This is a genomic window from Streptomyces sp. NPDC101227, from assembly GCF_044767545.1.
Classification (GTDB): Bacteria; Actinomycetota; Actinomycetes; order Streptomycetales; family Streptomycetaceae; genus Streptomyces.
The window spans coordinates 134,556-157,148 of the sequence record NZ_JBIWOD010000005.1 but is presented as its reverse complement, the minus strand read 5'-3'; the positions used below and the strand labels follow the sequence as shown (position 1 = coordinate 157,148).

29 protein-coding genes are annotated in these 22,593 nt (G+C 69.6%); 14 read left to right on the top strand and 15 right to left on the bottom strand.

What is annotated here, in order from left to right; all coding sequences use genetic code 11:
- Positions 1 to 70 precede the first annotated feature (70 nt).
- The 9 genes from ACIRPT_RS13115 to ACIRPT_RS13075 form a co-directional block, all read right to left on the bottom strand.
- The gene (locus ACIRPT_RS13115; RefSeq protein WP_403826254.1) at positions 71 to 427 is read right to left on the bottom strand and encodes a YciI family protein; all 357 of its coding nucleotides are present in this window, start codon (positions 425 to 427) and stop codon (positions 71 to 73) included.
- Positions 428 to 569: 142 nt separating this feature from the next.
- A complete protein-coding gene (locus tag ACIRPT_RS13110) occupies positions 570 to 1,139 on the bottom strand; it encodes a GNAT family N-acetyltransferase (RefSeq protein ID WP_403826251.1) in 570 nt (189 codons plus the stop codon).
- A 128-nt stretch (positions 1,140 to 1,267) separates the two neighbouring features.
- Positions 1,268 to 1,801, bottom strand: a complete 534-nt coding sequence (locus tag ACIRPT_RS13105) for a SigE family RNA polymerase sigma factor (RefSeq protein WP_403499514.1) — start codon at positions 1,799 to 1,801, stop codon at positions 1,268 to 1,270.
- A gap of 175 nt (positions 1,802 to 1,976) precedes the next feature.
- Positions 1,977 to 3,143 (bottom strand): lipid-transfer protein, encoded by a 1,167-nt coding sequence (locus tag ACIRPT_RS13100; RefSeq protein ID WP_403826247.1) that lies wholly within the window; start codon positions 3,141 to 3,143, stop codon positions 1,977 to 1,979.
- Complete coding sequence (locus tag ACIRPT_RS13095) at positions 3,140 to 3,529, bottom strand: MaoC family dehydratase (RefSeq protein WP_403826244.1); 390 nt, start codon at positions 3,527 to 3,529, stop codon at positions 3,140 to 3,142. Before ACIRPT_RS13095 ends, ACIRPT_RS13100 begins: the two co-directional genes overlap by 4 nt.
- Positions 3,526 to 4,575: an acyl-CoA dehydrogenase family protein gene (locus tag ACIRPT_RS13090; RefSeq protein ID WP_403826241.1), complete on the bottom strand. Its 1,050-nt coding sequence runs from the start codon at positions 4,573 to 4,575 to the stop codon at positions 3,526 to 3,528. The genes ACIRPT_RS13095 and ACIRPT_RS13090 overlap by 4 nt, the downstream gene beginning before the upstream one ends.
- Positions 4,575 to 5,525, bottom strand: a complete 951-nt coding sequence (locus tag ACIRPT_RS13085) for a bifunctional MaoC family dehydratase N-terminal/OB-fold nucleic acid binding domain-containing protein (RefSeq protein WP_403826238.1) — start codon at positions 5,523 to 5,525, stop codon at positions 4,575 to 4,577. The genes ACIRPT_RS13090 and ACIRPT_RS13085 overlap by 1 nt, the downstream gene beginning before the upstream one ends.
- Positions 5,522 to 6,733, bottom strand: coding sequence for an acyl-CoA dehydrogenase family protein (locus ACIRPT_RS13080; protein ID WP_403826234.1), 1,212 nt, complete (start codon positions 6,731 to 6,733; stop codon positions 5,522 to 5,524). Before ACIRPT_RS13080 ends, ACIRPT_RS13085 begins: the two co-directional genes overlap by 4 nt.
- A 246-nt stretch (positions 6,734 to 6,979) precedes the next feature.
- Positions 6,980 to 7,288, bottom strand: coding sequence for a hypothetical protein (locus tag ACIRPT_RS13075; protein WP_403499531.1), 309 nt, complete (start codon positions 7,286 to 7,288; stop codon positions 6,980 to 6,982).
- A gap of 454 nt (positions 7,289 to 7,742) precedes the next feature.
- Here ACIRPT_RS13075 and ACIRPT_RS13070 point away from each other — a divergent pair, with 454 nt between their 5' ends.
- Positions 7,743 to 8,729 (top strand): bifunctional DNA primase/polymerase, encoded by a 987-nt coding sequence (locus ACIRPT_RS13070; protein WP_403826231.1) that lies wholly within the window; start codon positions 7,743 to 7,745, stop codon positions 8,727 to 8,729.
- 43 nt (positions 8,730 to 8,772) lie between these two features.
- Here the strand turns inward: ACIRPT_RS13070 and ACIRPT_RS13065 are convergent, their stop codons facing one another.
- On the bottom strand, positions 8,773 to 9,549 hold the full coding sequence (locus ACIRPT_RS13065) for a class I SAM-dependent methyltransferase (protein ID WP_403826228.1): 777 nt from the start codon (positions 9,547 to 9,549) through the stop codon (positions 8,773 to 8,775).
- A 176-nt stretch (positions 9,550 to 9,725) separates the two neighbouring features.
- Positions 9,726 to 10,253, bottom strand: coding sequence for a GNAT family N-acetyltransferase (locus ACIRPT_RS13060; protein ID WP_403826225.1), 528 nt, complete (start codon positions 10,251 to 10,253; stop codon positions 9,726 to 9,728).
- 288 nt (positions 10,254 to 10,541) lie between these two features.
- On the opposite strand from ACIRPT_RS13060, the gene ACIRPT_RS13055 reads away from it, so the two are divergent.
- Positions 10,542 to 10,910 (top strand): hypothetical protein, encoded by a 369-nt coding sequence (locus tag ACIRPT_RS13055; protein WP_403826223.1) that lies wholly within the window; start codon positions 10,542 to 10,544, stop codon positions 10,908 to 10,910.
- A gap of 316 nt (positions 10,911 to 11,226) precedes the next feature.
- Here the strand turns inward: ACIRPT_RS13055 and ACIRPT_RS13050 are convergent, their stop codons facing one another.
- The gene (locus tag ACIRPT_RS13050) at positions 11,227 to 11,847 is read right to left on the bottom strand and encodes a hypothetical protein (RefSeq protein WP_403826220.1); all 621 of its coding nucleotides are present in this window, start codon (positions 11,845 to 11,847) and stop codon (positions 11,227 to 11,229) included.
- Positions 11,848 to 12,169: 322 nt separating this feature from the next.
- Here ACIRPT_RS13050 and ACIRPT_RS13045 point away from each other — a divergent pair, with 322 nt between their 5' ends.
- Positions 12,170 to 13,102: a hypothetical protein gene (locus ACIRPT_RS13045; protein WP_403826217.1), complete on the top strand. Its 933-nt coding sequence runs from the start codon at positions 12,170 to 12,172 to the stop codon at positions 13,100 to 13,102.
- A gap of 174 nt (positions 13,103 to 13,276) precedes the next feature.
- Here the strand turns inward: ACIRPT_RS13045 and ACIRPT_RS13040 are convergent, their stop codons facing one another.
- The 3 genes from ACIRPT_RS13040 to ACIRPT_RS13030 all read right to left on the bottom strand — a co-directional run bounded on the left by ACIRPT_RS13040 (position 13,277) and on the right by ACIRPT_RS13030 (position 15,593).
- Entirely contained in the window at positions 13,277 to 13,780 is a 504-nt protein-coding gene (locus ACIRPT_RS13040; RefSeq protein ID WP_403826214.1) for an NUDIX domain-containing protein, read from the bottom strand.
- A gap of 19 nt (positions 13,781 to 13,799) precedes the next feature.
- The gene (locus ACIRPT_RS13035; protein ID WP_403826212.1) at positions 13,800 to 15,023 is read right to left on the bottom strand and encodes a helix-turn-helix domain-containing protein; all 1,224 of its coding nucleotides are present in this window, start codon (positions 15,021 to 15,023) and stop codon (positions 13,800 to 13,802) included.
- A gap of 234 nt (positions 15,024 to 15,257) precedes the next feature.
- Complete coding sequence (locus ACIRPT_RS13030; RefSeq protein ID WP_403826209.1) at positions 15,258 to 15,593, bottom strand: GntR family transcriptional regulator; 336 nt, start codon at positions 15,591 to 15,593, stop codon at positions 15,258 to 15,260.
- A gap of 817 nt (positions 15,594 to 16,410) precedes the next feature.
- Here ACIRPT_RS13030 and ACIRPT_RS13025 point away from each other — a divergent pair.
- From ACIRPT_RS13025 to ACIRPT_RS12975, 11 genes are all read left to right on the top strand, one after another.
- The gene (locus ACIRPT_RS13025) at positions 16,411 to 16,809 is read left to right on the top strand and encodes a hypothetical protein (RefSeq protein WP_403826206.1); all 399 of its coding nucleotides are present in this window, start codon (positions 16,411 to 16,413) and stop codon (positions 16,807 to 16,809) included.
- Positions 16,806 to 17,180 (top strand): hypothetical protein, encoded by a 375-nt coding sequence (locus ACIRPT_RS13020; RefSeq protein ID WP_403826203.1) that lies wholly within the window; start codon positions 16,806 to 16,808, stop codon positions 17,178 to 17,180. The genes ACIRPT_RS13025 and ACIRPT_RS13020 overlap by 4 nt, the downstream gene beginning before the upstream one ends.
- Positions 17,177 to 17,623 (top strand): Pycsar system effector family protein, encoded by a 447-nt coding sequence (locus tag ACIRPT_RS13015; protein WP_403826200.1) that lies wholly within the window; start codon positions 17,177 to 17,179, stop codon positions 17,621 to 17,623. The genes ACIRPT_RS13020 and ACIRPT_RS13015 overlap by 4 nt, the downstream gene beginning before the upstream one ends.
- Entirely contained in the window at positions 17,620 to 18,756 is a 1,137-nt protein-coding gene (locus ACIRPT_RS13010) for a hypothetical protein (RefSeq protein ID WP_403826197.1), read from the top strand. The genes ACIRPT_RS13015 and ACIRPT_RS13010 overlap by 4 nt, the downstream gene beginning before the upstream one ends.
- Before the next feature lie 15 nt (positions 18,757 to 18,771).
- Positions 18,772 to 19,023: a hypothetical protein gene (locus tag ACIRPT_RS13005; protein ID WP_403826194.1), complete on the top strand. Its 252-nt coding sequence runs from the start codon at positions 18,772 to 18,774 to the stop codon at positions 19,021 to 19,023.
- A complete protein-coding gene (locus tag ACIRPT_RS13000; RefSeq protein WP_403827065.1) occupies positions 19,020 to 19,406 on the top strand; it encodes a DUF6251 family protein in 387 nt (128 codons plus the stop codon). Before ACIRPT_RS13005 ends, ACIRPT_RS13000 begins: the two co-directional genes overlap by 4 nt.
- Positions 19,407 to 19,482: 76 nt before the next feature.
- Complete coding sequence (locus ACIRPT_RS12995) at positions 19,483 to 19,659, top strand: DUF6257 family protein (protein ID WP_403826191.1); 177 nt, start codon at positions 19,483 to 19,485, stop codon at positions 19,657 to 19,659.
- An 85-nt stretch (positions 19,660 to 19,744) separates the two neighbouring features.
- Positions 19,745 to 21,823 (top strand): cell division protein FtsK, encoded by a 2,079-nt coding sequence (locus ACIRPT_RS12990; protein ID WP_403826188.1) that lies wholly within the window; start codon positions 19,745 to 19,747, stop codon positions 21,821 to 21,823.
- Between the two features lie 150 nt (positions 21,824 to 21,973).
- Positions 21,974 to 22,258, top strand: coding sequence for a hypothetical protein (locus ACIRPT_RS12985; RefSeq protein ID WP_403826185.1), 285 nt, complete (start codon positions 21,974 to 21,976; stop codon positions 22,256 to 22,258).
- Entirely contained in the window at positions 22,249 to 22,437 is a 189-nt protein-coding gene (locus tag ACIRPT_RS12980; protein WP_403826182.1) for a hypothetical protein, read from the top strand. Before ACIRPT_RS12985 ends, ACIRPT_RS12980 begins: the two co-directional genes overlap by 10 nt.
- Positions 22,438 to 22,446: 9 nt before the next feature.
- Positions 22,447 to 22,584, top strand: coding sequence for a hypothetical protein (locus ACIRPT_RS12975; protein WP_403826179.1), 138 nt, complete (start codon positions 22,447 to 22,449; stop codon positions 22,582 to 22,584).
- Positions 22,585 to 22,593: the final 9 nt, after the last annotated feature.

Here is a 22,593-nt window from a genome sequence, read left to right as displayed (position 1 = left end):
GATGCAGCCGGGGGCTTGGCGGGGGACGTAGCCGGGGACGGGGCAACCGGCGGCCGCGTACGCCCGGCCGTCAGCCCTCCGCGATCTCACGGACCTCGGCGGTGACCGTCAGATGCGCGTCGTGGGCCTCCAGGAACCGCCTGGTCCACTCCAGGGCCTCGGCCTTGTCCTTGGCCTGGATGATGGCGTAACCGCCGATGACCTCCTTGCTCTCGGCGAAAGGCCCGTCGGTGTACGACAGCTTGCCGCCGGACCAGGTGACCCGGGTGCCCTGCGAGGTCGGGGTGAGCCCGGCCGTATCGAGCATGACCCCGGCCTTGGTGATCTCCTCGAAAAGCGCGCCCATCCGCTTCTCGAACTCGGGGCTGGGCGCCTGGGCGGACGCGTTCCGCTCGTCGATGTGGACCAGCGACAGGTAGCGCGGCATGAGGACTCCTCGGTCGGACGGCGGGGCTTTCCCCGCCTCTCACCCCTACGTCGAACGGGAGACCGCCGGATCGACAGCGCCCGCCGAAAAACTTCGGCGTTTTCTCCCCGGCTCGTCGTGTCCGGGCCGCCGGGCGGCCCCCCTACCGTCCGGCTTGCCGTTCGGCCGAGATCCGGTACACCACTTGGCGGCGCAGGGAAACCTCGGGGAATGCCGGGTCGTCGAAGACGTCGGCGGGGTCGTGGCGCATGCCGATGCGGCGCATCACCGCCTGGGAACGGAGGTTGGCGGCACACGTCACGGCGAGGATCTCCGGCAGGGCGAGGGTCTCGAAGCCGAAGGACAGCGCGGCCTCGGCGGCCTCGGTGGCGTAGCCGTGTCCCCAGGCCCGCCGGGACAGCCGCCAGCCGGCCTCCACTCCCGTGAACGGCACGTCCTCGTCCAGCGAGTCCAGCCCGGTGAACCCGATGAACTCTCCGGTGGCCCGCACCTCCACCGCCCACCACCCCCAGCCCCGCCGGTCGAGAGCGGCCTGGAAGCGGGCCGCCGAGGCCTCGCTGCGCTCGCGCGTGAGCACGTCCGGGAAGTAGGCGCGGACCTCGGGATCGGCGTTCATCGCCGACCAGGGGGCGAGGTCGGACTCCCGCCAGCCGCGGAGTGTCAGGCGCGGGGTGCGGAGTTCGCTTCGGGGTGCGCTTCCCGGTTCGGCCATCGCGCCAACGTAGCGGGGGCCCTGAGGATCCGCATGCGCTTTTCCGGACGCCGCGTTGCCCGGATGCCGCGTTGCCCGGACGCCGTCTTCGTCGCGCTCAGCGGCCGGCCGCCGGCACCCACCCGCCCCTACCCGATCATCGTCAGCTCCGGATCCTCCCGGAGTTTGGCCAGGGCGCGGGATACGGCGCTCTTGACCGTGCCGACCGAGACCTCCATGACCTCGGCGGTCTGGGCCTCGCTGAGGTCCTCGTAATAGCGCAGGACGACCATGGCCCGCTGGCGGGCGGGCAGCCGCATCACCGCGCGCCACATCGCGTCCCGCAGTCCCTGCAGCTCGGCGGGGTCGGGGGCCGGGGCCGTATCCGGCTCGGGCAGCTCGTCGCAGACGAACTCCTCGACCTTGCGCTTGCGCCACTGGGAGGTGCGGGTGTTGATCAGCGCGCGGCGGACATAGCCGTCCAGGGCGCGGTGGTCCTCGATCCGCTCCCAGGCCACGAAGGTCTTGGCGAGCGCGGTCTGGAGCAGGTCCTCGGCGTCGTTGGGGTTGGCGGACAGCGACCGCGCGGCGCGCAGCAGGACCGGCCCCCGGGCCCGTACATAGGACGAGAACGACGGGAACACAGCGGCGGCCGAAGCGCTTTTGCACACTGGCGTGGTCATGGGATCCACGCTAGAAGCGCGGCGGGGGGTGAGGGATCGGCCCCAGGTGCCGAAACCCTCTCCCTCTCAAGTTGTACGGGCGGCCCGGGCTGCACCTCCTCAGGGCGGACGGACCCCCCGCCACCCCTAGGTGATCGCGGGCCGCAGCCCGCCCGGTCGGCCCCGCCGGCCATGGTCAGCCGTCCCTGCCCAGCACCAGCCCCGAGGTCGGCACCCCGGTCCCCGCGGTCACCAGGACCCGCGCCGCGTCCGGTGCCTGGTTGACGGACGTGCCGCGCAGCTGCCGCACCGCCTCCGCGATGCCGTTCATGCCGTGCAGATACGCCTCGCCCAGCTGCCCGCCGTGGGTGTTGAGCGGCAGCGCCTCCGCGGCGACGAAATCGGCGGCCTCGCCGGGCCCGCAGAAGCCGAATTCCTCCAGCTGCATCAGCACGAACGGCGTGAAGTGGTCGTAGAGGATCGCGACGTCGATGTCGGCGGGTGCGAGGCCGGAGGTGCGCCACAACTGCCGGGCGACGACGTTCATTTCGGGGAGCCCCGTCAGGTCGTCGCGGTAGAAGCTGGTCATCTGCTCCTGCGCCCGGCCGGCCCCCTGGGCCGCGGCCGTGATCAGCGCGGGCCGGTGGCGCAGATCGCGGGCCCGCTCCGGGGACGTCACGACGATCGCCTGGCCCCCGTCGGTCTCCTGGCAGCAGTCCAGCAGCCGCAGCGGCTCCACGATCCACCGGGAGGCGGCGTGGTCGGCGAGGGTGATGGGCCTGCCGTAGAAGTACGCGGCGGGGTTACGCGCGGCGTGCCGACGGTCGGTGACCGCGACCGGGCCGAAGGCGTCCGGCGTCAGGCCGTAGGTGTGCAGATAGCGCTGGGCGGCCATGGCGACCCAGGACGCGGGGGTGAGCAGCCCGTAGGGGAGGTTCCAGCCGAGCGCCGCGCCCTCGGCCGACGGCTCGCGGTGCTGGACGCCGGAGCCGAAGCGGCGGCCGGAGCGCTCGTTGAAGGCCCGGTAGCAGACGACGACGTCGGCGATGCCGGTGGCGACGGCCAGCGCCGCCTGCTGAACGGTGGCGCAGGCCGCGCCGCCCCCGTAGTGGACGCGCGAGAAGAAGGACAGCTCGCCGATGCCGGCCGCCTGGGCGACGGTGATCTCGGGGTTGGTGTCCATGGTGAAGGTGACCAGGCCGTCGACGTCATCGGGGGTGAGCCCGGCGTCATCGAGGGCGGCGTGGACGGCCTCGACGGCGAGCTTGAGTTCGCTGCGGCCGGAGTCCTTGGAGAACTCGGTGGCGCCGATGCCGGCGATGGCGGCCCGGCCGGAGAGGGAGTCGGGGCGGCGAAGGCTCATCGGCCGGCTCCCACCTGGACGGTGACCGTGCCGGTGACGTGATGGCCGAGCCCATTGGCTCCGACGACCCGGACCTGCGCCGTACCCCCGTCGACGGAGGTGACCGTACCGCTCAACACCATCGTATCGCCGGGGTAGTTGGGCGCTCCGAGCCGTATCGCCACCTTGCGCAGTACGGCGGTGGGCCCGAAGTGGTCGGTGATGTAGCGGCCGACCAGTCCGTTGGTGGTGAGGATGTTCATGAAGATGTCGGGCGAGCCCTTCGCCTTGGCGAGCTCGGCGTCGTGGTGCACGTCCTGATAGTCGCGGGAGGCGAGGGCGCCGGCGACGATCAGGGTGCGGGTGATGGGGACGGTGAGCTGCGGCAGCTCGTCGCCTGCTCTCATGCCCGGGTCTCCTCCTTGGTCAGCAACTCGCCGATTTCTTCCAGTAGTTGGGCGCCGGGTCCCAGATACGCGGCCAGCTGCCGGCCCCAGAGGAAGTGCCGGTGTACGGGATGGTCGACGTCGGCGCCGATGCCGCCGTGCAGATGCTGGCCCGTGTGCACCACCCGGGTGCCCGCCTCGGCGGCCCACCAGGCGGCGGTCAGCGCGTGCGGGGCGGCGTCCAGCCCCGCGTCCCGGCGCCAGCCCGCCTCGTAGGCGGTGACCCGGATCGCCTCGGTGTCCATGTACGCATCGGCCGCACGCAGCAGCACACCCTGGTTGGTGGAGAGCGGGCGCCCGAACTGTTCGCGGGTGGTGGTGTGCGCGACCGCGTGCGCCAGGGAGCCCGCACACACTCCGGCCTGGAGGGCGGCGCAGGCGGTACGGGCGATGGCCAGGACATCGCCGTACGCGCCGGCCCCGCCCAGCCGCTCGGCGGGCGCCCCCTCCAGGACGAGCCGCCCCGCCGACCACGGCGCGGTCGTCTCCACCGGCTCCCGGCGCACCCCGGCGGCATCGGTCCGCACCAGCCACAGCTCCTGCCGGGCGTCCGCCACCAGGACCTGGCCGGCCTCGCGCAGCCAGGGCACCGCCCGCACCACGCCGGTCAGCCGCCCCGCCACGCCCGGTCGCTCCTCGGCCCGTACGCCGGGCTGCGCGGGAAACGCGCCGGCCGCCACCTGCGTGCCGTCCCGCAGGCCGGGCAGCAGCCGTGCGCGCTGCTCATCCGTACCGTGCCGGGCGACGGCCAGCACGCCGTACGCGCAGGTCGCGGCGAACGGCACCTGCGCCGTGGTCCGCCCCTGCTCCTCCAGCAGCAGTACGAGTCCCAGCAGCCCGATCTCCTCGACCGCACCCGGCAGCCCGGCCGCGCACAGGGCCTTCCACAGCTCGGCGTCCGTGCCCGTGCCGGCGGCCGCGAGCCGTTCGTGCGTGGCGAGGTCGCCGAAGATCCGCGCCGCGAGCTCCTGGGCCGCGGCCTGCTCCTCCGTGGGCGTGAAGTCCATCAGCCGGCGCTCCCCGCCGTCGCGCGGAACACCGGAAGCTCCCACTCCCCGTCCACCCGCAGGAATTCCAGCCGCACCGGCATCCCGATGCGCACCTTGTCGTACGGCACCCCGGCCACATTGCTGACCATCCGCACCCCTTCGGCGAGCTCGACCAGGGCGACGGCATAGGGCCCCGCCTCCCCGGCCTGACCGGAGATGTCCCCGGCCTGATCGGGCAGGGCGAAGCCCGGGAACGACGGATGGTGCATGACGACGTACGAGTAGACGGTGCCCTCGCCGCTCGCCTCGACGGTGTCCCACTCCCGCGACCCGCACGCATTGCACCCGGGCAGCCAGGGGAACCGCAGCGTCGCGCACCCGACGCACCGCTGGATCAGCAGCCGGTGCGCGCCCACCCCCTCCCAGAACCCGGCGTTGTCCCGGTTGATCACCGGCCGCGGCCGCTTGGCCTGCGGTTTCTTCGGCGCCGGCGCGTACTTGAGGACCCGGAACCGGTGCGTCCCCACCGGTTCCGGATCGCCGTCCACCCGGACGTCCATCCGGGTCGTGACGAAGTGCCCGGTCCCCAGCTTGGTCGTCTTGCGCTCCGACACGGACTCGATCACCCCGGCGAACGTGACCCGGTCACCGGGTCGCAGCGGGCGCAGGTACTCCTGCTCGCAGTCGGTGGCGACGATCGAGGTGTACCCGGCATCGTCCAGCAGCCGCGACAGCTCGTCGTAGGCGCCCGAACGCTCCGTGTTCCCGGAGAGCCCGCCCATCGTCCAGGCCTGGAGCATGGTCGGCGGGGCGATCGCGTCGGGGCCCTGGTAAGCGGGGTGGGTGTCGCCCATCGCCTCGCACCAGTGCCTGATCATCGGCTCGTTGACCGGGTCCTTGCCGCGTCCTGCGGCGGCCGTCGCCCGCCCCTCGAAGGCCCGGAGCCGCTCGTACGGGATCCCGCTCATCGCCGTCCCCTCCGCATCCCCAGCCGCATCGTCGCCACGATCTCCCGCTGGACCTCGCTCACGCCGCCCCCAAAGGTGTTGATCTGCGCCGCTCGGTTCATCCGCTCCAGCTCGCCGTCCCCGAAGGCGCCCGGCGATCCGCTCCGTACGAGGGCGGCGTCGCCGACCGCCTCCTGGCACATCCGGTAGACCTCGACGGTGCTCTCCGTGCCGGCGAATTTCACGCCGCTGGCGTCGCCGGGGCCGAGCGTTCCGGCGCCCACATCGCCGACCAGCCGCCAGTTCAGCAGTCGGGTGGCGGCGAGCCGGGCGTGCGCCTCGGCGAGCCGGGACCTCACCCACGGCCGGTCCGCCGGCCGCTCGCCGGTCGTCGGGTCCGGCGCACGGGCGTACGCGAGGGCCGCGTCGAAGGAGTCCTCGGCCTGCATGCCGATCGCCGCCAACGCGACCCGTTCGTGGTTGAGCTGATTGGTGATCAGCTGCCAGCCGCCGTTCTCCTCGCCGACCAGATTGCCGGCCGGAACGCGTACGCCGTCGTAGTACGTGGCGGTGGTCATCAGCCCGCCGACGGTCTCGATCGGCGTCCAGGAGAAGCCGGGCGCATCTGTGGGGACCAGGATGATGGAGATGCCCTTGTGCTTGGGGGCGTCGGGGTCGGTGCGGCAGGCCAGCCAGATCCAGTCGGCCTGGTGGGCGTTGCTGGTGAAGCTCTTGCCCCCGTCGATCAGCCAGTCCGGATCCCGATCCTGGCCCTGATCCGCGCCCCCGCTCCGTTCCTGATCCCGTTCCCCGTTCGCCCGCACGGCCCGGGTGCGGAGGGCGGCGAGGTCGGTGCCCGCCCCCGGCTCCGTATAGCCGATCGCGAAGACGATCTCCCCGCTGAGGATCCGCGGCAGGAAGAAGTCCTTCTGGCGCCGGGTCCCGTACTTCATCAGGGTCGGGCCGACGGTGTTGAGGGTGACCATGGAGACGGGCGCGCCGGCGCGGTAGGCCTCGTCGAAGAAGACGAACTGTTCGTCGGCGCCGCGCCCCTGGCCGCCGTACGCGGTCGGCCACCCCAGGCCCAGCATGCCGTCGGCGCCGATCCGACGGAGGACCGCGCGCTGCGCGGCGGCGCCCTCGACCGGCCCGTCGGGCAGCACCTCCCGGAAGTAGGCGCGGAGTTCGGTACGCAACTGCTCCTGGCGCGCGGTGGGGGCGAGGTGCACGTCGGCGGCCTCCCCTTCTGGTGGCCGTACGTCCGGTGCGCAGGGAATCCGGGCGTACGAACGAGCGAGCGGGTTTCTGACTGTCCGTCAGAAACCCGCTCGCTGTCAAGGTCGGTGCGGTGAACCCCGGGCAGCCCGCCCGCCACACCGACCCCGACAGATCACCTTTCGATTCACCTCGCAGTCAGCGGCCGCTCCCCATGGCGGCGTCGAGGCATCCCCTGCTCATTCAGGGCCCGGGAGGGATCAGCCGATGTTGTTCCCGAAGCTGACGGAGGCGTTGTCCTGGTCGATGGCCGTCCATCCGGAGCCGTTCACGCTCGCGGTGTTGTTCTGGTTGGAGGCACCGGCACCGTTGGCGACCTGCTGGCCGGTGGTGGAGTTTCCGTGGTTGTCGCCGGCGACACCGGTCCCCGTCTGGCTCACTGCGGCCGCGCTCGACCCGTTGTTCGCAAGGCCGCCGTTGTCGGCCTGTGCCACACCGCTGAAGAGAACGGCCGCGAAGGGCAGCGCGGCGGCGACAGCGATGACGCGGGCGGTACGGGTGCTTGCCATGTCAATTCCTCCTACGGAACACAACTTTGGGATCTGAACTACTTGCTCGCCGGATCTGACCCACGGACCTGACGCGCCGGATTCCGACCTGCTCGGCCGCGCGGCCCCCTCGGCCCGCTCGCCCTGCTCGGCCCTGCCGAATCCGACCCGTTCGCCAACTCCGATCGCCAAACTCCGAGTACCAACTCCGTTGCCAACTCCTCTTACTCACCGGGTAGTTGGCCGACCACCCGGCGCGTGCCTCGACGTCGCGACCTCAGGATTGCCCACCGAATCCCCGGCGAACCCGTCATCAAGGGTCGATTCCCTCGCAAGTATGAGGAACATCGGATAAACCATCTCCGCGCCCCAGCGCCCCCACACACGCCCCCGAACCCTTCTGACCTGCCCATTCGCCCCCTCGCCCACCTCCACCCCCCTTCCCTTCTTCGAACATTTATACGAAAATGGAGCCATGGGCACGCCACGAAGCAATGCCGCCGAACCCCCGCCCACCGAGCCCGCCACCGGACCCCGGCCCGACCGGCGCCCACCGTCCCGGCCACATCCGGACCCGTCGCCGAGCTCTCCGCCGCTCACCCTCAGCGGAGACCCCCATTCCGCCGCCCTCGCCCATGCCCTGCACGCCGCCGAGCGCGGTTACGCCGTCATCCCGCTGACCCGCACCAAGCACCCCGCCGTCCGCTCGCCGCACCGCGGCCACCCCGAGTCGCCGCCCTGCCGCGGCGCCTGCGGCCGGATCGGGCACGGCGTCCACGACGCGAGCACCGACCCGCTCACCATCCGCCGGATGTTCGCCGCGGCCCCCTGGGCCACCGGATACGGCATCGCCTGCGGCCTGCCCCCGCACCACCTCATCGGCATCGACCTCGACACCAAGAACGGCGCCGACGCCCTCACCGCCCTGCGCTTCATCGCCGAGGCGCACCACTTCCCGCTGCCGCCGACGGTGACGGTCCGCACCCCGAGCGGCGGTCACCACCTCTGGTTCACCGGCCCGCCATCGCCCGCCGTGCCCAACTCCGTCGGGCGGCTCGCCCCGGGCATCGACATCCGCGGGGCCGGCGGCTATCTGGTCGGCCCCGGTTCCCTCACGGCTCGCGGCCGCTATGTCCTCGCGCCGGGCGCACCCCGCGTGCCCGCACCCGCACCGCACGCCCTGCTCGCCCTGCTCACTCCCCCGCCGCCACGCCGCGAGGCCCCCTCCGCCCTCCCGCCGCAGCCCGCCTCGGCCCTCGTACGCTTCGTCCGCACGTCCCCCGAGGGCCAGCGCAACGCCCGCCTCTTCTGGGCCGCCTGCCGCGCCCACGAGGCCGGCCTGGCTCAGGAGCTGGCCGCCCGGCTGGTCGAGGCGGCATGCCATACGGGGCTGTCCGAACAGGAGGCACGGGCGGCCATCGCCTCGGCGGGCCGGCGCCAGGGGCGCACACAGAGCCCATGACAGCTGCCCGCGGGCCATGAAGACGACGGAAACCGCTCCGGGCTCAGGCGGAACGGGCGGGCTTACGCGCCTCGATCAGAAACCGCGTCGTATGGGCCACGAATGCCCCCTCCCGGCGGATCAGCTCGTCCAACTCCCGCAGCCGCTCCCGATATCCGTCGACGGTGAACCCGGGCACCATCCAGATCACCTTCCGCAGGAAGTAAACAACCGCCCCGATATCGAGGAATTCGGTCCGCAGCGACTCCGCACGCAGATCGACCACTTCCAGCCCCGCCGCCTCCGCGTCCCGGCGGGCGTCCTCGGGGTGGCGGGCGCGCCGTACGTTCTCCGGCTGCGGCCCCAGGAAGTACTCCACCAGCTCGAACACACTGGCCGGGCCGACCTGCTGGGAGAAATACGTACCCCCGGGCCGGAGCACCCGCGCGATCTCCTCCCACCACACGGTCACCGGATGACGGCTGGTCACCAGGTCGAAGGCGTCATCGGCGAACGGCAGCGGCGGCTCGTCCTCATCGGCCACCACCACGGCACCGAGCGGATGCAGCAGCGCGGTGGCCTTGGCGACGTTGGGCGGCCAGGACTCCGTGGCCACCATCACCGGCGGCAGCTGCGCCGCCCCCGCCAAGACCTCTCCGCCCCCGGTCTGCACGTCCAACGCCGCCGACGCCCGCGCCAACCTCTCACTCATTGCCCGCTGATAACCCCACGAAGGCCGCTCCTCCGTGGCCCTGCCCGCCAGCCAGGAAAAATCCCATCCCGCGACCGATACGGCGTCGGCCTCGGCCACCAGTTCCTCAAAAGTCCGTGACGTACTCATAGCCACATCATCGCGGCGGCCCCCTTGACACGCCAACGATTTAAGCGGCCGGGAATTTCCTGAGCGACCGGCCTATTGCGCAGCCCCCTGAAATCCGCTCAACAACGCCGCACATTCCCCTGGCCTCCCCTCCAAAAGGCCAACCACTCAAACACACCAAACAATTCGCTCACCCGTCACCGACCCGACGCCCCCTCAGCGGCAATATCGGATTCCTCGCCCACCGGGATCACCATCTCCGGCCGGTCCCACATCACCGCCGGCGGCCTCGCCCATTCCGTTCCGGTCCGCTGCGCTCCCACGCTCCGGTAAAACCCCTCGGCAGGCGGATGCGACACCACCCGGACACGGTCGATCCCCGCCCGCCGTGCCTCGCCCCGCATGTGGTCCATGAGCAGCCGTCCGATGCCCCTCCCCTGCGCATGGTCGGCCACGAACAGCAAATCCAGCTCGGGCGGATCAACGATCAACGAGTAGAACCCCAGCAGCCTTTCCGCATCCGCACCGTCCGCACCGTCCACCGCCACGAACACCCGATGCGCCGCTATGTAATCGGCCCCCATCCGATACCCGTCCACCATCGGGGCATACGGTCCCTGATAAGCCGCGGAGCTACGCACCATCCGCCCGAGCCGCCGCCCGTCCGACGCCCCCGCCCGCCGAATCATCACCATCGCGCCCCACCCCACAATCTGCCACAACATCCATGCATTCCAGTTACCCCAACAATACCTCACCGATTCGACAAACAAATTCCCTTTCCCGCGCCCCGGCACTTCACTTATCCCGGCAAAGAAAGGAAAATACTCACCGCGGCGGCCGTGCGTTGCGCGTCGCTTCTGCCGGAGACCGGCCGGGGTGTTCTGCTGCTTTCGGGCAGCTCACCTCGAGTCGGCTGCGCGTGGACGGACGACGGGAAGTCCTACGAGGAGCGGGGGCTCAAGCGGCGCGCCCGCTCAGCGACTCGTGATGTCCCTATCCCCCCGGAGCTGGTGCGTCTACTGAGGGACCACCTCGACCGGTATGGGGCCCCTCCGGACGGCCGGCTTTTCCGGGCCGCGCGTGGGGGCGTTCTCCTCAGCAAGGAGTACCCCGAAGTCTGGAAGGACGCCCGCAAGGCTGCCCTGACAGAGGAGCAGGCAGCGACCCCGCTCGCAGGCGTCCCGTACTCGCTCCGGCATGCCGGAGTGTCGCTGTGGCTCGCCTCCGGGGTCGATCCGACCGAGGTCGCCCGTCGCGCCGGCCACAGCGTGGCCGTGCTCTACCGCTTCTACGCCAAGGTGCTGGACGGCAAACGGGACCAGGCCAACCAGCTCATCGATGACGCGTTGGGGGCCGCCGAGGAGACCTCCACCATGTGACGGCTCGCTGCCCGGGAAATCTTGGCCGCAGGTTGGCCATACGCGCTGGTCAGCGGTGGGACCCAGGGGCACGCAGTGAGACAGCAAACGCAGCCGGAGCGGGCCCGGATAGCTCCGGGAACCCGCTCCGACCTGCATGTTTGTCTACCTCGGCGGAGGCTGTGGGATTTGAACCCACGGTGACGTCGCCGCCACGACAGTTTTCAAGAGCGTCGTTCTCTGCGCCGATGCGGTCGCGCTACCTGCATGAATGGGCTCCGACGATGCGTGCAGCCCAGTGCTGGCCCGCATATGGCCCATAGCCCGAAACAGCGGACTAGAGAACACTCGATATACCGTCCTCATCAAGCGCCTCACGTGCCGCGAGCACGAACTCCAGAGCTACCACCGTGTGCCGATCGAATGCCTCGCGCAGCGCGGGGGTGTCCGTCTGGGCAGGCGTCCCGTGCTCGTGGGCCTCTACGACTGCCTCCATACACTCGTACGCGATGTTCCTGAGGAGGAACATCGCCTCAAGCAATTTCGTGGCCGGCTCAAGCACTGTTTCCGGTCCATGGATGGCGACGGCTGCCCACGAGGCGTGGAGCCCCTCAGTCCTCTCCTGCAAGTCCGCGACGTACGAGTCCGCGTGCTCTTGCCAGTCCGCGGGCTGACTTGTGACGATCTCGTCAACGACGTCGGGCACCGAAATCCAGGCGCTTGCCAGCGTTCGCGCCTGTGCGAGGAACTCCGCATACGCTCCCCGGCGAGGATCGCTCTGCTGTTGCACATGGCTTGCCTTCAGCTGTAGGCGGGCCTGCTCCAGTTGCGCCAGCGCCTGCATTCGAGCCTGCGCCTCAGCCTTCCGCCCAGTGATCCATGCCGACATCGTCGCACCTAACGCGCCGACCGCGGCGCCGATTACGCCACCGAGAAGCCCGATCAGTCCTGAGTCCATGGACCGAAGTCTGCCCGATCACGACCACTCAAGTGCCACTGAGCCAAGCCGACCCCGAGAATGAGCGGCACCCTACGACGCACGCGGCTTCTCGACACCATTTGCACTCGAGTACCGCCAGAGACTTTCACCATCCCGCTCTAATTTCCCAACCATCACAATAAAACCGAGCTGCCCTGTGGCGCCATTCATCGCTTGCATCTCGGGGCTCATCCGATACGACGGTAGCCGATCACATAAATATGGACCACGCGAGTGAACACTCACGATGATGGCGAAAGGCACATCTCTGACGGGTCTCGGGCATGCTTCACTCACGCCTGTGGAAAACCTCAATACAGTTGAGGATGGGTACTCCGTCAGCGTTCCCATCCTCAACCACAATGGCGTGCCTGTACGTCCCGGGAACTACTGGATTGACTCTGAACTAGCGGAGCGCTGGCTACTCAGAAACCTGGACAGCAACAGGAAGAAGTCATCGATCCGAGTTGGACGCTATGCGAAGGCCATGCAAGAGGGGCGCTGGAAGCTGACGCACCAGTCAATTGCCTTCGATCGAAACGATAACCTGATCGACGGCCAGCATCGACTTCTCGCAGTTGCTCGCTCGCAGACAGTGGTGCCGCTCAGGGTGCACGTGGGAGCAGACCCCGCGACGTTTGCGGTCATCGATACCGGCTACGGGCGCGTCGCCTCACAGTTTATGCGTGTCAGTAACGCAAACATCATCAGAAGCGCTGCAAGAATCATTCTGTTCGCCCAAGCTTGCCAAGCTAATGGGGGCGAAGTGATCCTCATTCAGCGCAATGACGTAGAGAACGATGTGATCTTTGAGACGGTCGACGCGTGGCCCGAGCTTCAGCAGTACGCGGGCGTAGCAGGGCGCATCTACAGAGCATGCGGAAGCCCTGCGTCCAACATGCTGGCAGTCCTGGCCCAAGCCGCGCGCGGGAAGGCGCCCGAACTAATCGATCCGTTCACTGAGAAGATGGTCTCAGGGGAAGATCTCTCCAAGGGAGACCCCGTACTGCTACTTCGCAATAGAGGGGTTGCGCGACTCGACCGGTCCCTGGCAGCTAGGGATAAGGCGATCCTGTACGGGACGACTGTCAAGGCATGGAACGCCCACGCTAAAGGTGAGCGAATGTCATTCCTCCGATTCATTTATGATGACAAGACGGAAGAAGGAATGCTCCCCGTAAGCGGCGCACGAGGGTCAACTGGAATGAAGGAGAAGCTTCCTCCAGTCCACTGATGGACGAGTGGGGTGCGCGGTCCGTCAGCGATCGCACACCCCACTCGCCGTCAATTAAACCAGCTGCCGCCCTCATGGCCAGCAGGACACGGCGTAAGGCCTATCCGTCGATAAGTCCTACAGCCAAAGCCTCTCCAGCATCACTTGAGACCTATCCGAATGCGCATCGGAACCCTAATTCTCCTTGGATGAATCCGGGACGCCGCGATCGACCCAGTGTCCATGCTCCAAATAAGCAACTTCCTCTTCGGCTTGCGCCACAGCTGCGGCCTCGATTCGCCGAGCGAGACGCGGGATCGTGATGCTTGCGATGGCGTCCAGTGGGTGGAAATCGTACGAGCGGATCTCCGAGGATCGCAATCGGATCTGTCCCTGCAGCTCCGGCGTCAGAACGCCCCCATCGAAGATGTAGAGGACCTTGTCGCCCTCCTTCGGGCTGGGAGCCCAGTCCACCGCGAGGAGTCGCCCGATCTCCGGCTTGATGCCCAGCTCCTCATGCACCTCCCGGATGCATGCCTGGCGCGGCGACTCGCCGGTCTCCACGTATCCGCCGGGGATCTCCCGATAGTCCTTGTACGTCGGCTCCAGCATCATGACCCGGCCCTGGTCATCAAAGAACAGCGCGCCCGAGGCCATTCTCGGGCGCGCCATCTTCGCCTCGTGCTCGTTGTCGCTCATGCGAATGAGCCTAACCAGCTCACACGACGCGGAGCCTCTCGGCCAGGTCCGCGATCGGTCGGTTCGGGCGTCCCCGGGTGCCGCGGATCCAGCCGAGGACGAGTTCACGGCTCATGTAGTGGTGCCTGACCTGCTCGGGCGCAAGCTCCTCCGCCTCCAGCACCACTTCGAGTGCGGCGTCGGTGCGGTTCCACGCGCTGAGAGCCCGCGCGACCTCCAGGTTGTGCCGCACGCGTCGCTCTACGGGCAGGCCGCTGGTGTCCACCTGCGGACCCAGTTCCGCCGCGATCTGCATGTCGCCCAGCTCGCCGGCCGTGGCGACCCGGTGAATCGCCACATTCGTGGGGCCGAAGGCCGTCCACATGTGGTTGGCGTCGGCGCCGAGCCGCGACGCTGCATTCTCGGCTTCCCGGAGGAACTCTTGAGCGGTCGCTCGGTCCTCCGCCCGAGCCGCCGCCATGGCGCCGGTCAGGAACAACGTCCCGTAGATGGAGAGGTACGCAGGCGTCGGCTCGCCGAGTCCCGGCTCCAGGAAGCCGGCCGCGTCCCTCACCAGCTGCGCGGCCGTCTCGAATCGCCCGGTGGAGAGTAGGCAGTGCGTCACGGATCGGAACAGCGAGCCAATGATCACGTTGTTACCGCTCAGCTGCGCCGCAGCGAGCCCCCGGTCTGCTGCGATCCACGCCAGTTCGTTCTCGCCCAGCTTGCCGAGCACCATGGCAGCGCCCTGGTAAGTCATGGCAAGCAGACCATTCGCTTCGTCTCGTTCGTCCCCAGCGCAGGCGCGGACCGCGAGCAGGGCATCCGCCAGGAGCAGTGGGAGCTGACGGGCCGCGAATCCGTAACGCGAGTCCTGGTAGGCGTCCCAGACTTCGCCGACATCCGAGCGCAGTGCCGCCAATGTCGGAGGTTCGCCGTCGTCCGGCGTACCGATGAGCGGGGTGAGGAGCCGGTAGTCCATGAGCGCCTCTCGAAGGGCTGGCACAGTTCGCCGGCCGCTGTCCTTGGACCACTCCAGCAGGGTCGGCTCGCCGATCAGGTCTCCGATGGACACGTCCAGCGCGTGGGCGAGCGCTCGGATCACCGAGAGGCGATCGAGTTCGATGCGGTTGTTCTCCGCTTTCCCGAGCCAGTCGGCCGTGCGGCCGACGAGTCCAGCCAGTACATCCTGAGACAGACCACGGCGATGGCGGTACCAGGCAACACGCTCGCCGGTCGTTAGGTGCTGCGTCATTCCTCGCATGGCTTCAGCCTCAGCTCAGTTCAGAAAGGGACCCCGGAAGGATTTTCCGGGGTCACCCGGGACCGGCGCCATAGCGTCGAAGGCGTACAGAGTGAGACGCACCGAGACAGCAACAAGGGGGCACGGTCGTGGGTCTGACGGCACGTGAATGGCAAGCGGTGAGGGCCGCGATCAGCGAACTCTCCACCGAGGTAGACGCGTTGTCAGAGAGGGCGCAAGAACTCTCGACGACGTTCACGCAGAGCCCTGCGGCCCCTCCAGCTGGTTCAGGCGCTCGTCAAGACGAGCCAGGTGAGCCCGGATGCCCTCAATCTCCTGCATGATCGCCACGAACTCGGGGCTGGGCGCGCCGCTCTCCGGCTCCTCAGTCTGGCTTTTCACGAAGTAGCCACGCGTCGAGTCCGGGCGTGCGAGACCGCGCTGCACGAGCAGCTTCAGCGCCTTCGTCGCGGTGCCTGGGGCTACGTCGAAGTCATCCACGATCGAGCGGACTGCCGGCAGCTTCGCACCCGCCTTGAGCTTGCCTGACTCGATGTCCTTCTGAAGGGCATCCGCGATCTGCTCGTTCACTCGGCGCGAGTCACCAGCGGTTGGCGTCATACGGCGATGCTATCCGCCCTCTTCCACCAGCCCAACCGGCACACACAGCACAACACATTGTGCTGCTTGTAGCAGTCGTGCTAGAACAGTCTCACTGCTGGTCATCCCGTTCGGGACGACCGAAAGCAGCGCGAAATCGCTTTGACCTGCACGTATGCGTGACCTGTACCGCCCGGACGGCCCCGTGACACGGGTCGAAAGGGAGCGGTCGTTGCTTCAGAACTGAACAGCGTGCCGTCCCAGTCACCTGCACACGGGTGATCGATGGGGCCGCCTCCGGCCAGCAGCAACGGGCCCGGGAGGCCACCTCCAGCCCTCGCAAGGTTCGGGAGGTAGCCCGGAGCGATCCGGGCAACAGGACGCCGTCCCCTGCTTTGGGCGGCCCGGGGCAACTCACCTCCCCGGCGTGAAAAAAGGAGCGCCGCCCACTGACCCTCGGGGGTGGGCGGGGGTCGTCGCTACCCCGGCCTTCCGGCCGGCGGCGTCCGACGGCCACGGATCGCCCGAGATCCGAACCACTGGAAGGAGACCCGCCATGGGTCAGCGACATACCTAGGCCGCTGCGGTGCTGAACCGGCACAGCAGCCACGCCGACTGCGTCATATCAGCCCCGGACCCGCCACGTGGGGGGGCCGCGACGACGCCGGATCGGATCCGGCCCGGGGCACCGGCCGCTGACGCGGCCCGCCGCACACACCGTGTGCGGCCTCCATCCAAACGGCGCGCGGCCCCGGGGCGGAATCCCGGGGCCGCTGTAGGGCCGTTCCGTTCGAGAGGAGCACGACCCATGTCCGACCTTACTTCCAGGCCCGTCCTCGATTCGTACATCCCGGTAGCAACGACGGAGACCTACCGCGGTGGAGTTGATCTGATCGCGGTCGAGCGTGCCGTCAACGACGTGCCGCCGGCCGGGATGACAGCAGACGAGAAGCTGATGGCCGCCCGGATCCTCGCGGACCATGGCGTCGCCCTGAACATGATCGCCCGCCATCTGCGGATCCCCCAGCGCCTGGCCCGGCCAGCCGAGGCCAAGCACCTGCCTGAGCCTGCGGGCTGCGGCACGGACCGTGGATACCACCGACACCTGCGGCGGAGCGAGACCCCGTGCACGGCTTGCCGTTCGGCTCATGCAGCGGCGGACCGTCGCTACCGGCTGACCGGCTCCTCGAGGGAGCTGGCGGCATGAGCGAGTCCCTGAGCCCCGCCGAGCACGTGCAGGCGGCATCCGAAGCGGTGCGCCGGCACAACCACGCCGCCATGGACGGCGGGTACGACAGCACGCCCGAGGTAAGCCGCGCCGTGATCGCCGTGGCGGAGATGTGCACGCGGTTGCAGCAGGCGATCGACCACATGGATGAGCGTGTGCTGCATGACCTGGCTGCCGGAACCCTTGCCCCGGATGACGGGACGGCGCCCGAGGAGCACGCGTACGGCGCCGAGTTGGCATTCGGGGATGCCCGTGTAGCCCTGGCCGATCTGCGCGGCTATCTCCAGGAGGCCAGCGGTCATCTGTGGCACCTCGGCATGGTCTACGAGCCCGAGGAGACCGAGGCATGAACTACGTCGACAGTGCCTTGACCGCCGCGCACGCTGAGGTGAAGGCAGAGATCGCCCGGACAGACACCAAAACGGGCCTGTTGCTGGCGTTCCTCGGAGCAGTGCTCGCCGGCGCCTGGACGGTCGCCCGTGACCTGCCGATGAACCTCCCCGCCTACGCGGTGGGCGGGCTCGGCATGGCGGTGCTGATTGCGGCGGCCGGTCTGCTGCTGCGGTCTGTGCGGCCGAACCTGCGCGGCCGACACGGTTTCCCCCTGTGGGCCACCCTCACAGCGGAGGAGATCAGCAACGCCGTTGCCCGGGATCTGGCCGCCGACATCGCCGGACTGTCCCGGCTCGCAGTCACCAAGTTCACCTGCCTGCGCCGCGCGGTCGACCTGACCTGCGCCGGTGGGACGCTGCTGGTGATCGCCGCGGTGATTGCGTGGGGCGGTGCCTCATGAGCATGAGCACCTACCGCGAGGAGCGGCGGGCCGACCAGGCCGCCGAGGCCGAACAGCGCCGGATCGACGCCGCTGCCGCCGAGGAGCGGCGGGCCGAACGGCAGCGGGCGGCCGATGAGCGGGCGGCGCGGCTGCGGGAGCAGGCCCGCACCGACAAGCAGGCCGACCGCACCGACCGCCAGGCGCGGCGCCGCGAGCGGGCCGAGCGCCGGGCGGTGGCGTTGACGCCGGAGCGGATCTACCGCAACGGCACCCTCGCCCTGGTCGTGGCCTCCGGGCTGGCTTCCCTGCCCGCTCAGATCGTGCACTTCGTCTCCATCTCCGTGATGCTGCTGCCTGTCCCGCTGGGGCTGGAGGGGGCGGCGTGGGTGATGGCGGCCGGTGTCGCCTACGCCGATGCGCGGTCCGCGCCCGGCTGGGTGCGCTGGCTCCTGCGGGCCCTGGTCGCCGCGTGCGCTGGGTTCGCTGCGTCCATCAACTACGGCTACGGTCTGTCTCTCGCCGACGGCCCGCACGGGCTGTCGGCCGGCAACGCCACGGCGGCCGGAGCCGGGCTCGCCGCCGTGACCGTTCTGGGGCCGGTCGTCTTCGAGATCCGCCAGTGGGTCTCCACCCTCGCCGCCCGCGACGCGGACACCCGCCAGCGCCGCCGCCACGCGGCCCGCCGCCGTCGCCACCACCGCGACGTACTCCGCGTCGCCCGCCGCCTGGTGTCCGCCGCGCCCTTCGGTGCGCTGGCCGCCGAGGACGCGTGGAAGCGTGCGTGGGAGGTCGTGCACGGGCCGAGCGAACCCGGCATGACGCCCCGTCTGGAGAAGCGCGCGGTAGCCGCTGCCACGCAGCTCGCAGAAGCGCGCAAGCCGGACGCGGACGCCGTGGGACGACGCATCCGAGCGGGGCTCGCGCACCCGCAGTTCGTGCTTCCCGACACCGGCAACGTCGTGCCGATCCGACGTGAAAAGCCGCAGGTCGCGACCCAAGTCCCCCCACTCGACGAGAAGCCCGCCAAGGCCTCCCGGAAGCGGCCCGTACCGCCCCGCCGCCGCAAGGGCGACACCCCCCGATTCCACTCCGCCGCGAAGGTCGCGGCGGCCGACACCGCCCGCCGCCCCGCCGTCACCGCCAACGTCTGAGAGAGGACATCCGCCATGGCATTCCGACAAGGTGACGCCGTCCGCGTCATCGCCAGCCACGACTACCCCGGCGCCATCGGCAAGATCGGCACCATCGTTGATCCCGAGCCGGGCCGCGTCGAGTGGATCTCCTTGTCGGGGATCAACTCGGCGACGATGGACGGACTGTGCGGCTACCCCTCGTTCCGCGAGTACGAGCTGGCGCCCGCCAACACCACGACGGCGGACGCCTCGCCCGCCAAGAAGTCGTCCGGTTGGTGGTGGTGACCGTGTCCACGCCTCGCCGCTACCAGTTCGACAACCAACTCCCCACCATCAAGGCACCGCAGCCGGTCGTCTACCAGCCCGAGCCGATGGGCGTCCCCGCCGCCTCTGAGCAACCGCCCGTGGTCGTCCAGCACATCCACCAGGCCCCACCGGACCGGACCGTTCAGCGCATCGCGCTGGGCGCCGGCGCCGGGGGCGGCGCCGTGGCGGCCGGCGTGTACTTCGGGCCGCTGCTGGTGGCCGCCCTCTCCTCCATGGCCATCTCCCTCGCCGTGGTCGCCCTGGTCGTGGTCGTGTCCGCGTGGGGCGTGGTCACCGTCGTGCGCTCGATCGGCGGCCCGGAGGGGCAGGCCGCGGCCAAGGCTCTGCGGCGTAAGGGCTGACGGTCCCTCCGCCCTCCGCGACCTGCGTCGTGGGGGTGCGGTAGGGCCGGACAGTCCGGACCCGGGAGAGGACCGCATGAGCCAGGACCCGAAGCTCACCACCACCGAGAAGGCCAAGCTCGCCGTTCTGGTCGGCCGGATGGCCAAGCGCTACGTGGCCGGTCCCGACGTCCACCAGGGCGACCTTGAACGCCGCGTCGATCGGATCCTCGACGGCGCCCGCGAGCGGGACGAGAAGAACGCGAAGAAGTAGCTCTGCCCCGGGGCGGCCGTCAGCTGCCAGGCGAAACCGGCCGCCCCGGGCCCCTGCCCCGCTTCACGGAACAGGAGACACCAGCATGACGGACACCGTCACCACGACCGCAACACTGCACGCAGTACCGGACATCCCCGACGATGACGCCCCGGCCGTACCGGCCGCCGTGGACAACCCCAAGCTCCCCAAGCCGGGTGTGGTCAGTGAGAAGCGCAAGCCGATCCTGGCCGGGTGGCTGACCAATCGCCGTGACTTCGTCGCCACCGCCCGCCACGCCGGCGCCAACCTCGGCTACGCCGCCCTCTTCCACGGCGCCCGCCTTCCCGTGTACGCGGGCCGCCTGGCCTTCATGGCTCCGCGCGGCACGTGCCGCTTCATCGCCTCCACCAACCGGTGGATGTGGGACCGCGAGGCGGCCCCGCTGCGGGCATTCGCGGTGCAGCAGCAGGATGTCCAGGAGTACATGCGCCTGGCCCGGCTGCGGGCCGGACGGGTGCGCCTGCGGGGCCTGGTCACCCTCGTCGCCCTGGTCTTCGGCACCGGGTTCGCCCTGTGGCTCTACGTCATGGCCCCCGCCCTGCTGTACGCCTTCGGGGCGGGCGGGGTGCTGCTGCTGGGCATGGCCGGCCAGCAGCCCGACGCCCCGGTCGTGGGCCCCGCGGTGCTCAAGACCGAGGTGCAAAAGCTGACCGGCTCCATCGTCCTGCGGGGCCTGGACTCGATCGGCAACAAGCAGATCACCGCCGCCATCAAGAAGGGCGGCGACATGAACGGCATGCGCTTCACCTCGGAGATCGTCCGGGACGGGCCCGGCTACCGCGCCGATCTCGACCTGCCCTACGGCGTCACGCCCGATGACGTGATGAAGGAGCGCGAGCCGCTCGCTTCGGGCCTGCGGCGCAAGGTCGGCTGCGTGTGGCCGGCCCCGGACCCCACCGAGCATGAAGGGCGCCTGGTGCTGTGGGTGGGGGACAAGCCGATGAACGAGACCACCAAGCCGGCCTGGCCGCTGCTGAAGTCCGGGCAGGTGGACCTGTTCAAGCCGGTCGTCTTCGGCAACGACCAGCGCATGCGCGACGAGGCCGTGACGCTGATGTTCGCCTCGGTCGTGGTCGGCTCCATCCCCCGTATGGGCAAGACGTTCCTGATGCGGCTGCTCCTGCTCATCGCCGCCCTCGACCCGCGGGCCGAGATCCACGCGTTCGACTTCAAGGGCACCGGCGACTTCGGGCCCCTGGAGCCGGTGTGCCACCGCTACCGGGCCGGGGAGGAGGACGCGGACATCGAATACGTCGTCCAGGCGCTGCGGGAGCTGAAGGAGGAGCTGCGGCGCCGGGCGAAGGTGATTAAGTCCCTGCCGCGTTCGCGGTGCCCGGAGTCGAAGGTGACCCCGGAGCTGGCCAGTGACAAGAAGCTGGGCCTGCACCCGATCGTGATCGGGTCCGATGAGTGCCAGGTCCCCTTCGAGCACGAGAAGTACGGCGCCGAGATCGAAGCGATCTGCGTCGACATCACCAAGCGTGGGCCGGCACTGGGCATGGTGGCCATGTTCGGCACCCAGCGCCCCGACGCAAAGTCCCTGCCCACCGGCATCTCCGCGAACGCGGTGCTGCGGTTCTGCCTGAAGGTGATGGGTCAGCCCGCCAACGACATGGTGCTGGGCACCAGCATGTACAAGGCCGGGTACCGGGCCACGATGTTCTCCCGCGATGACAAGGGCATCTGCTGGATGTCCGGCGAGGGAGACGACCCCCGCATCGTCGCCAGCGCCTACGTGGACGCCGTCGCCGCCGAAACCGTGGTGGCGCGGGCCCGCAAGATGCGCGAGGAGTACGGCAACGTCACCGGCCACGCCATCGGCCAGAGCCCGGCCAAGACCGCCGGCGCCGACATCCTCGCCGACGTCCTCGCCGTCATCGCGGCCGACGAGAAGGCCGTGTGGTGCGAACGCATCGCCGCCCGCCTCGTCGACCTCCGGCCGGAGACGTACGAGGGATGGAAGGGCGAGAACGTCACCGCCGCGCTGAAGCCCTGGGGCATCACGCCCAAGCAGGTCTGGGGCCAGAGTGACGACGGTGAGGGCAAGAACCGCCGCGGCGTCGAGCGGGCCGACATCACCGCCGCGATTACCCGCCGTGACGCCGATCGGGCCGCCGCCTGACCCGAAAACCAGCGCTAGACCTAGCAGCGGTCGCTGCTAGGTCTAGCACCCCCGCTAGCGCCTCAAAGGGCCTGTGATCAGGCACCTAGCGTCTAGCGTCTGGCCTCGCCCAACCCCGAAAACCATCCCTGGAACGGGAGTTGACCCCGCATGCTCGCCGATAGCTTCTTCCCGCTGATCGCCGCACTCGCCGGTTACACACTGTTGTGCATAGTCCAGCCGTTCGGCACCTGCCGCCGCTGCGACGGGTTCGGCCACCGCGTCCGCTACCGCCGCAACGGCAAGCCCAAGGCAGGCAAGGTCTGCCGCCGCTGCCACGGCCACGGCAAGCGCCTGCGCCTCGGCCGCCGCCTGCACAACCACACCCGCCGCATCCACACCGACGGCACCCGCACCCACACCACCAGCCGCAAGGAGACCCTGCCGTGGCAATAACCCTCTCCGTCGTCGTCATCCTCGGCGTCCTGCTCGCCCTGCTCATCCGCTACAAGTCCCTCGGCCTCGGCGCTGCCGCCATCGCCGTCCTCTTCGGCTTCTACCTCGCCAACACCGACGCCCGCCACACCATCAACGACCTCACCACCGCCATCGCTCACGCCATCAGCGACCACTGAGGAGCCCCCATGTACGAGGACGACGAGATCGCCTGTGGCGAGGGCCATTGCCAGTGCTACTGCATCGGCGCCTGGCACCCCTGCGGGTGCGACTGCCCCCGCTGCCCCTGCTGCCAGCAACACCCCCACGACTGCGACTGCGAGTAGCAACGGCTA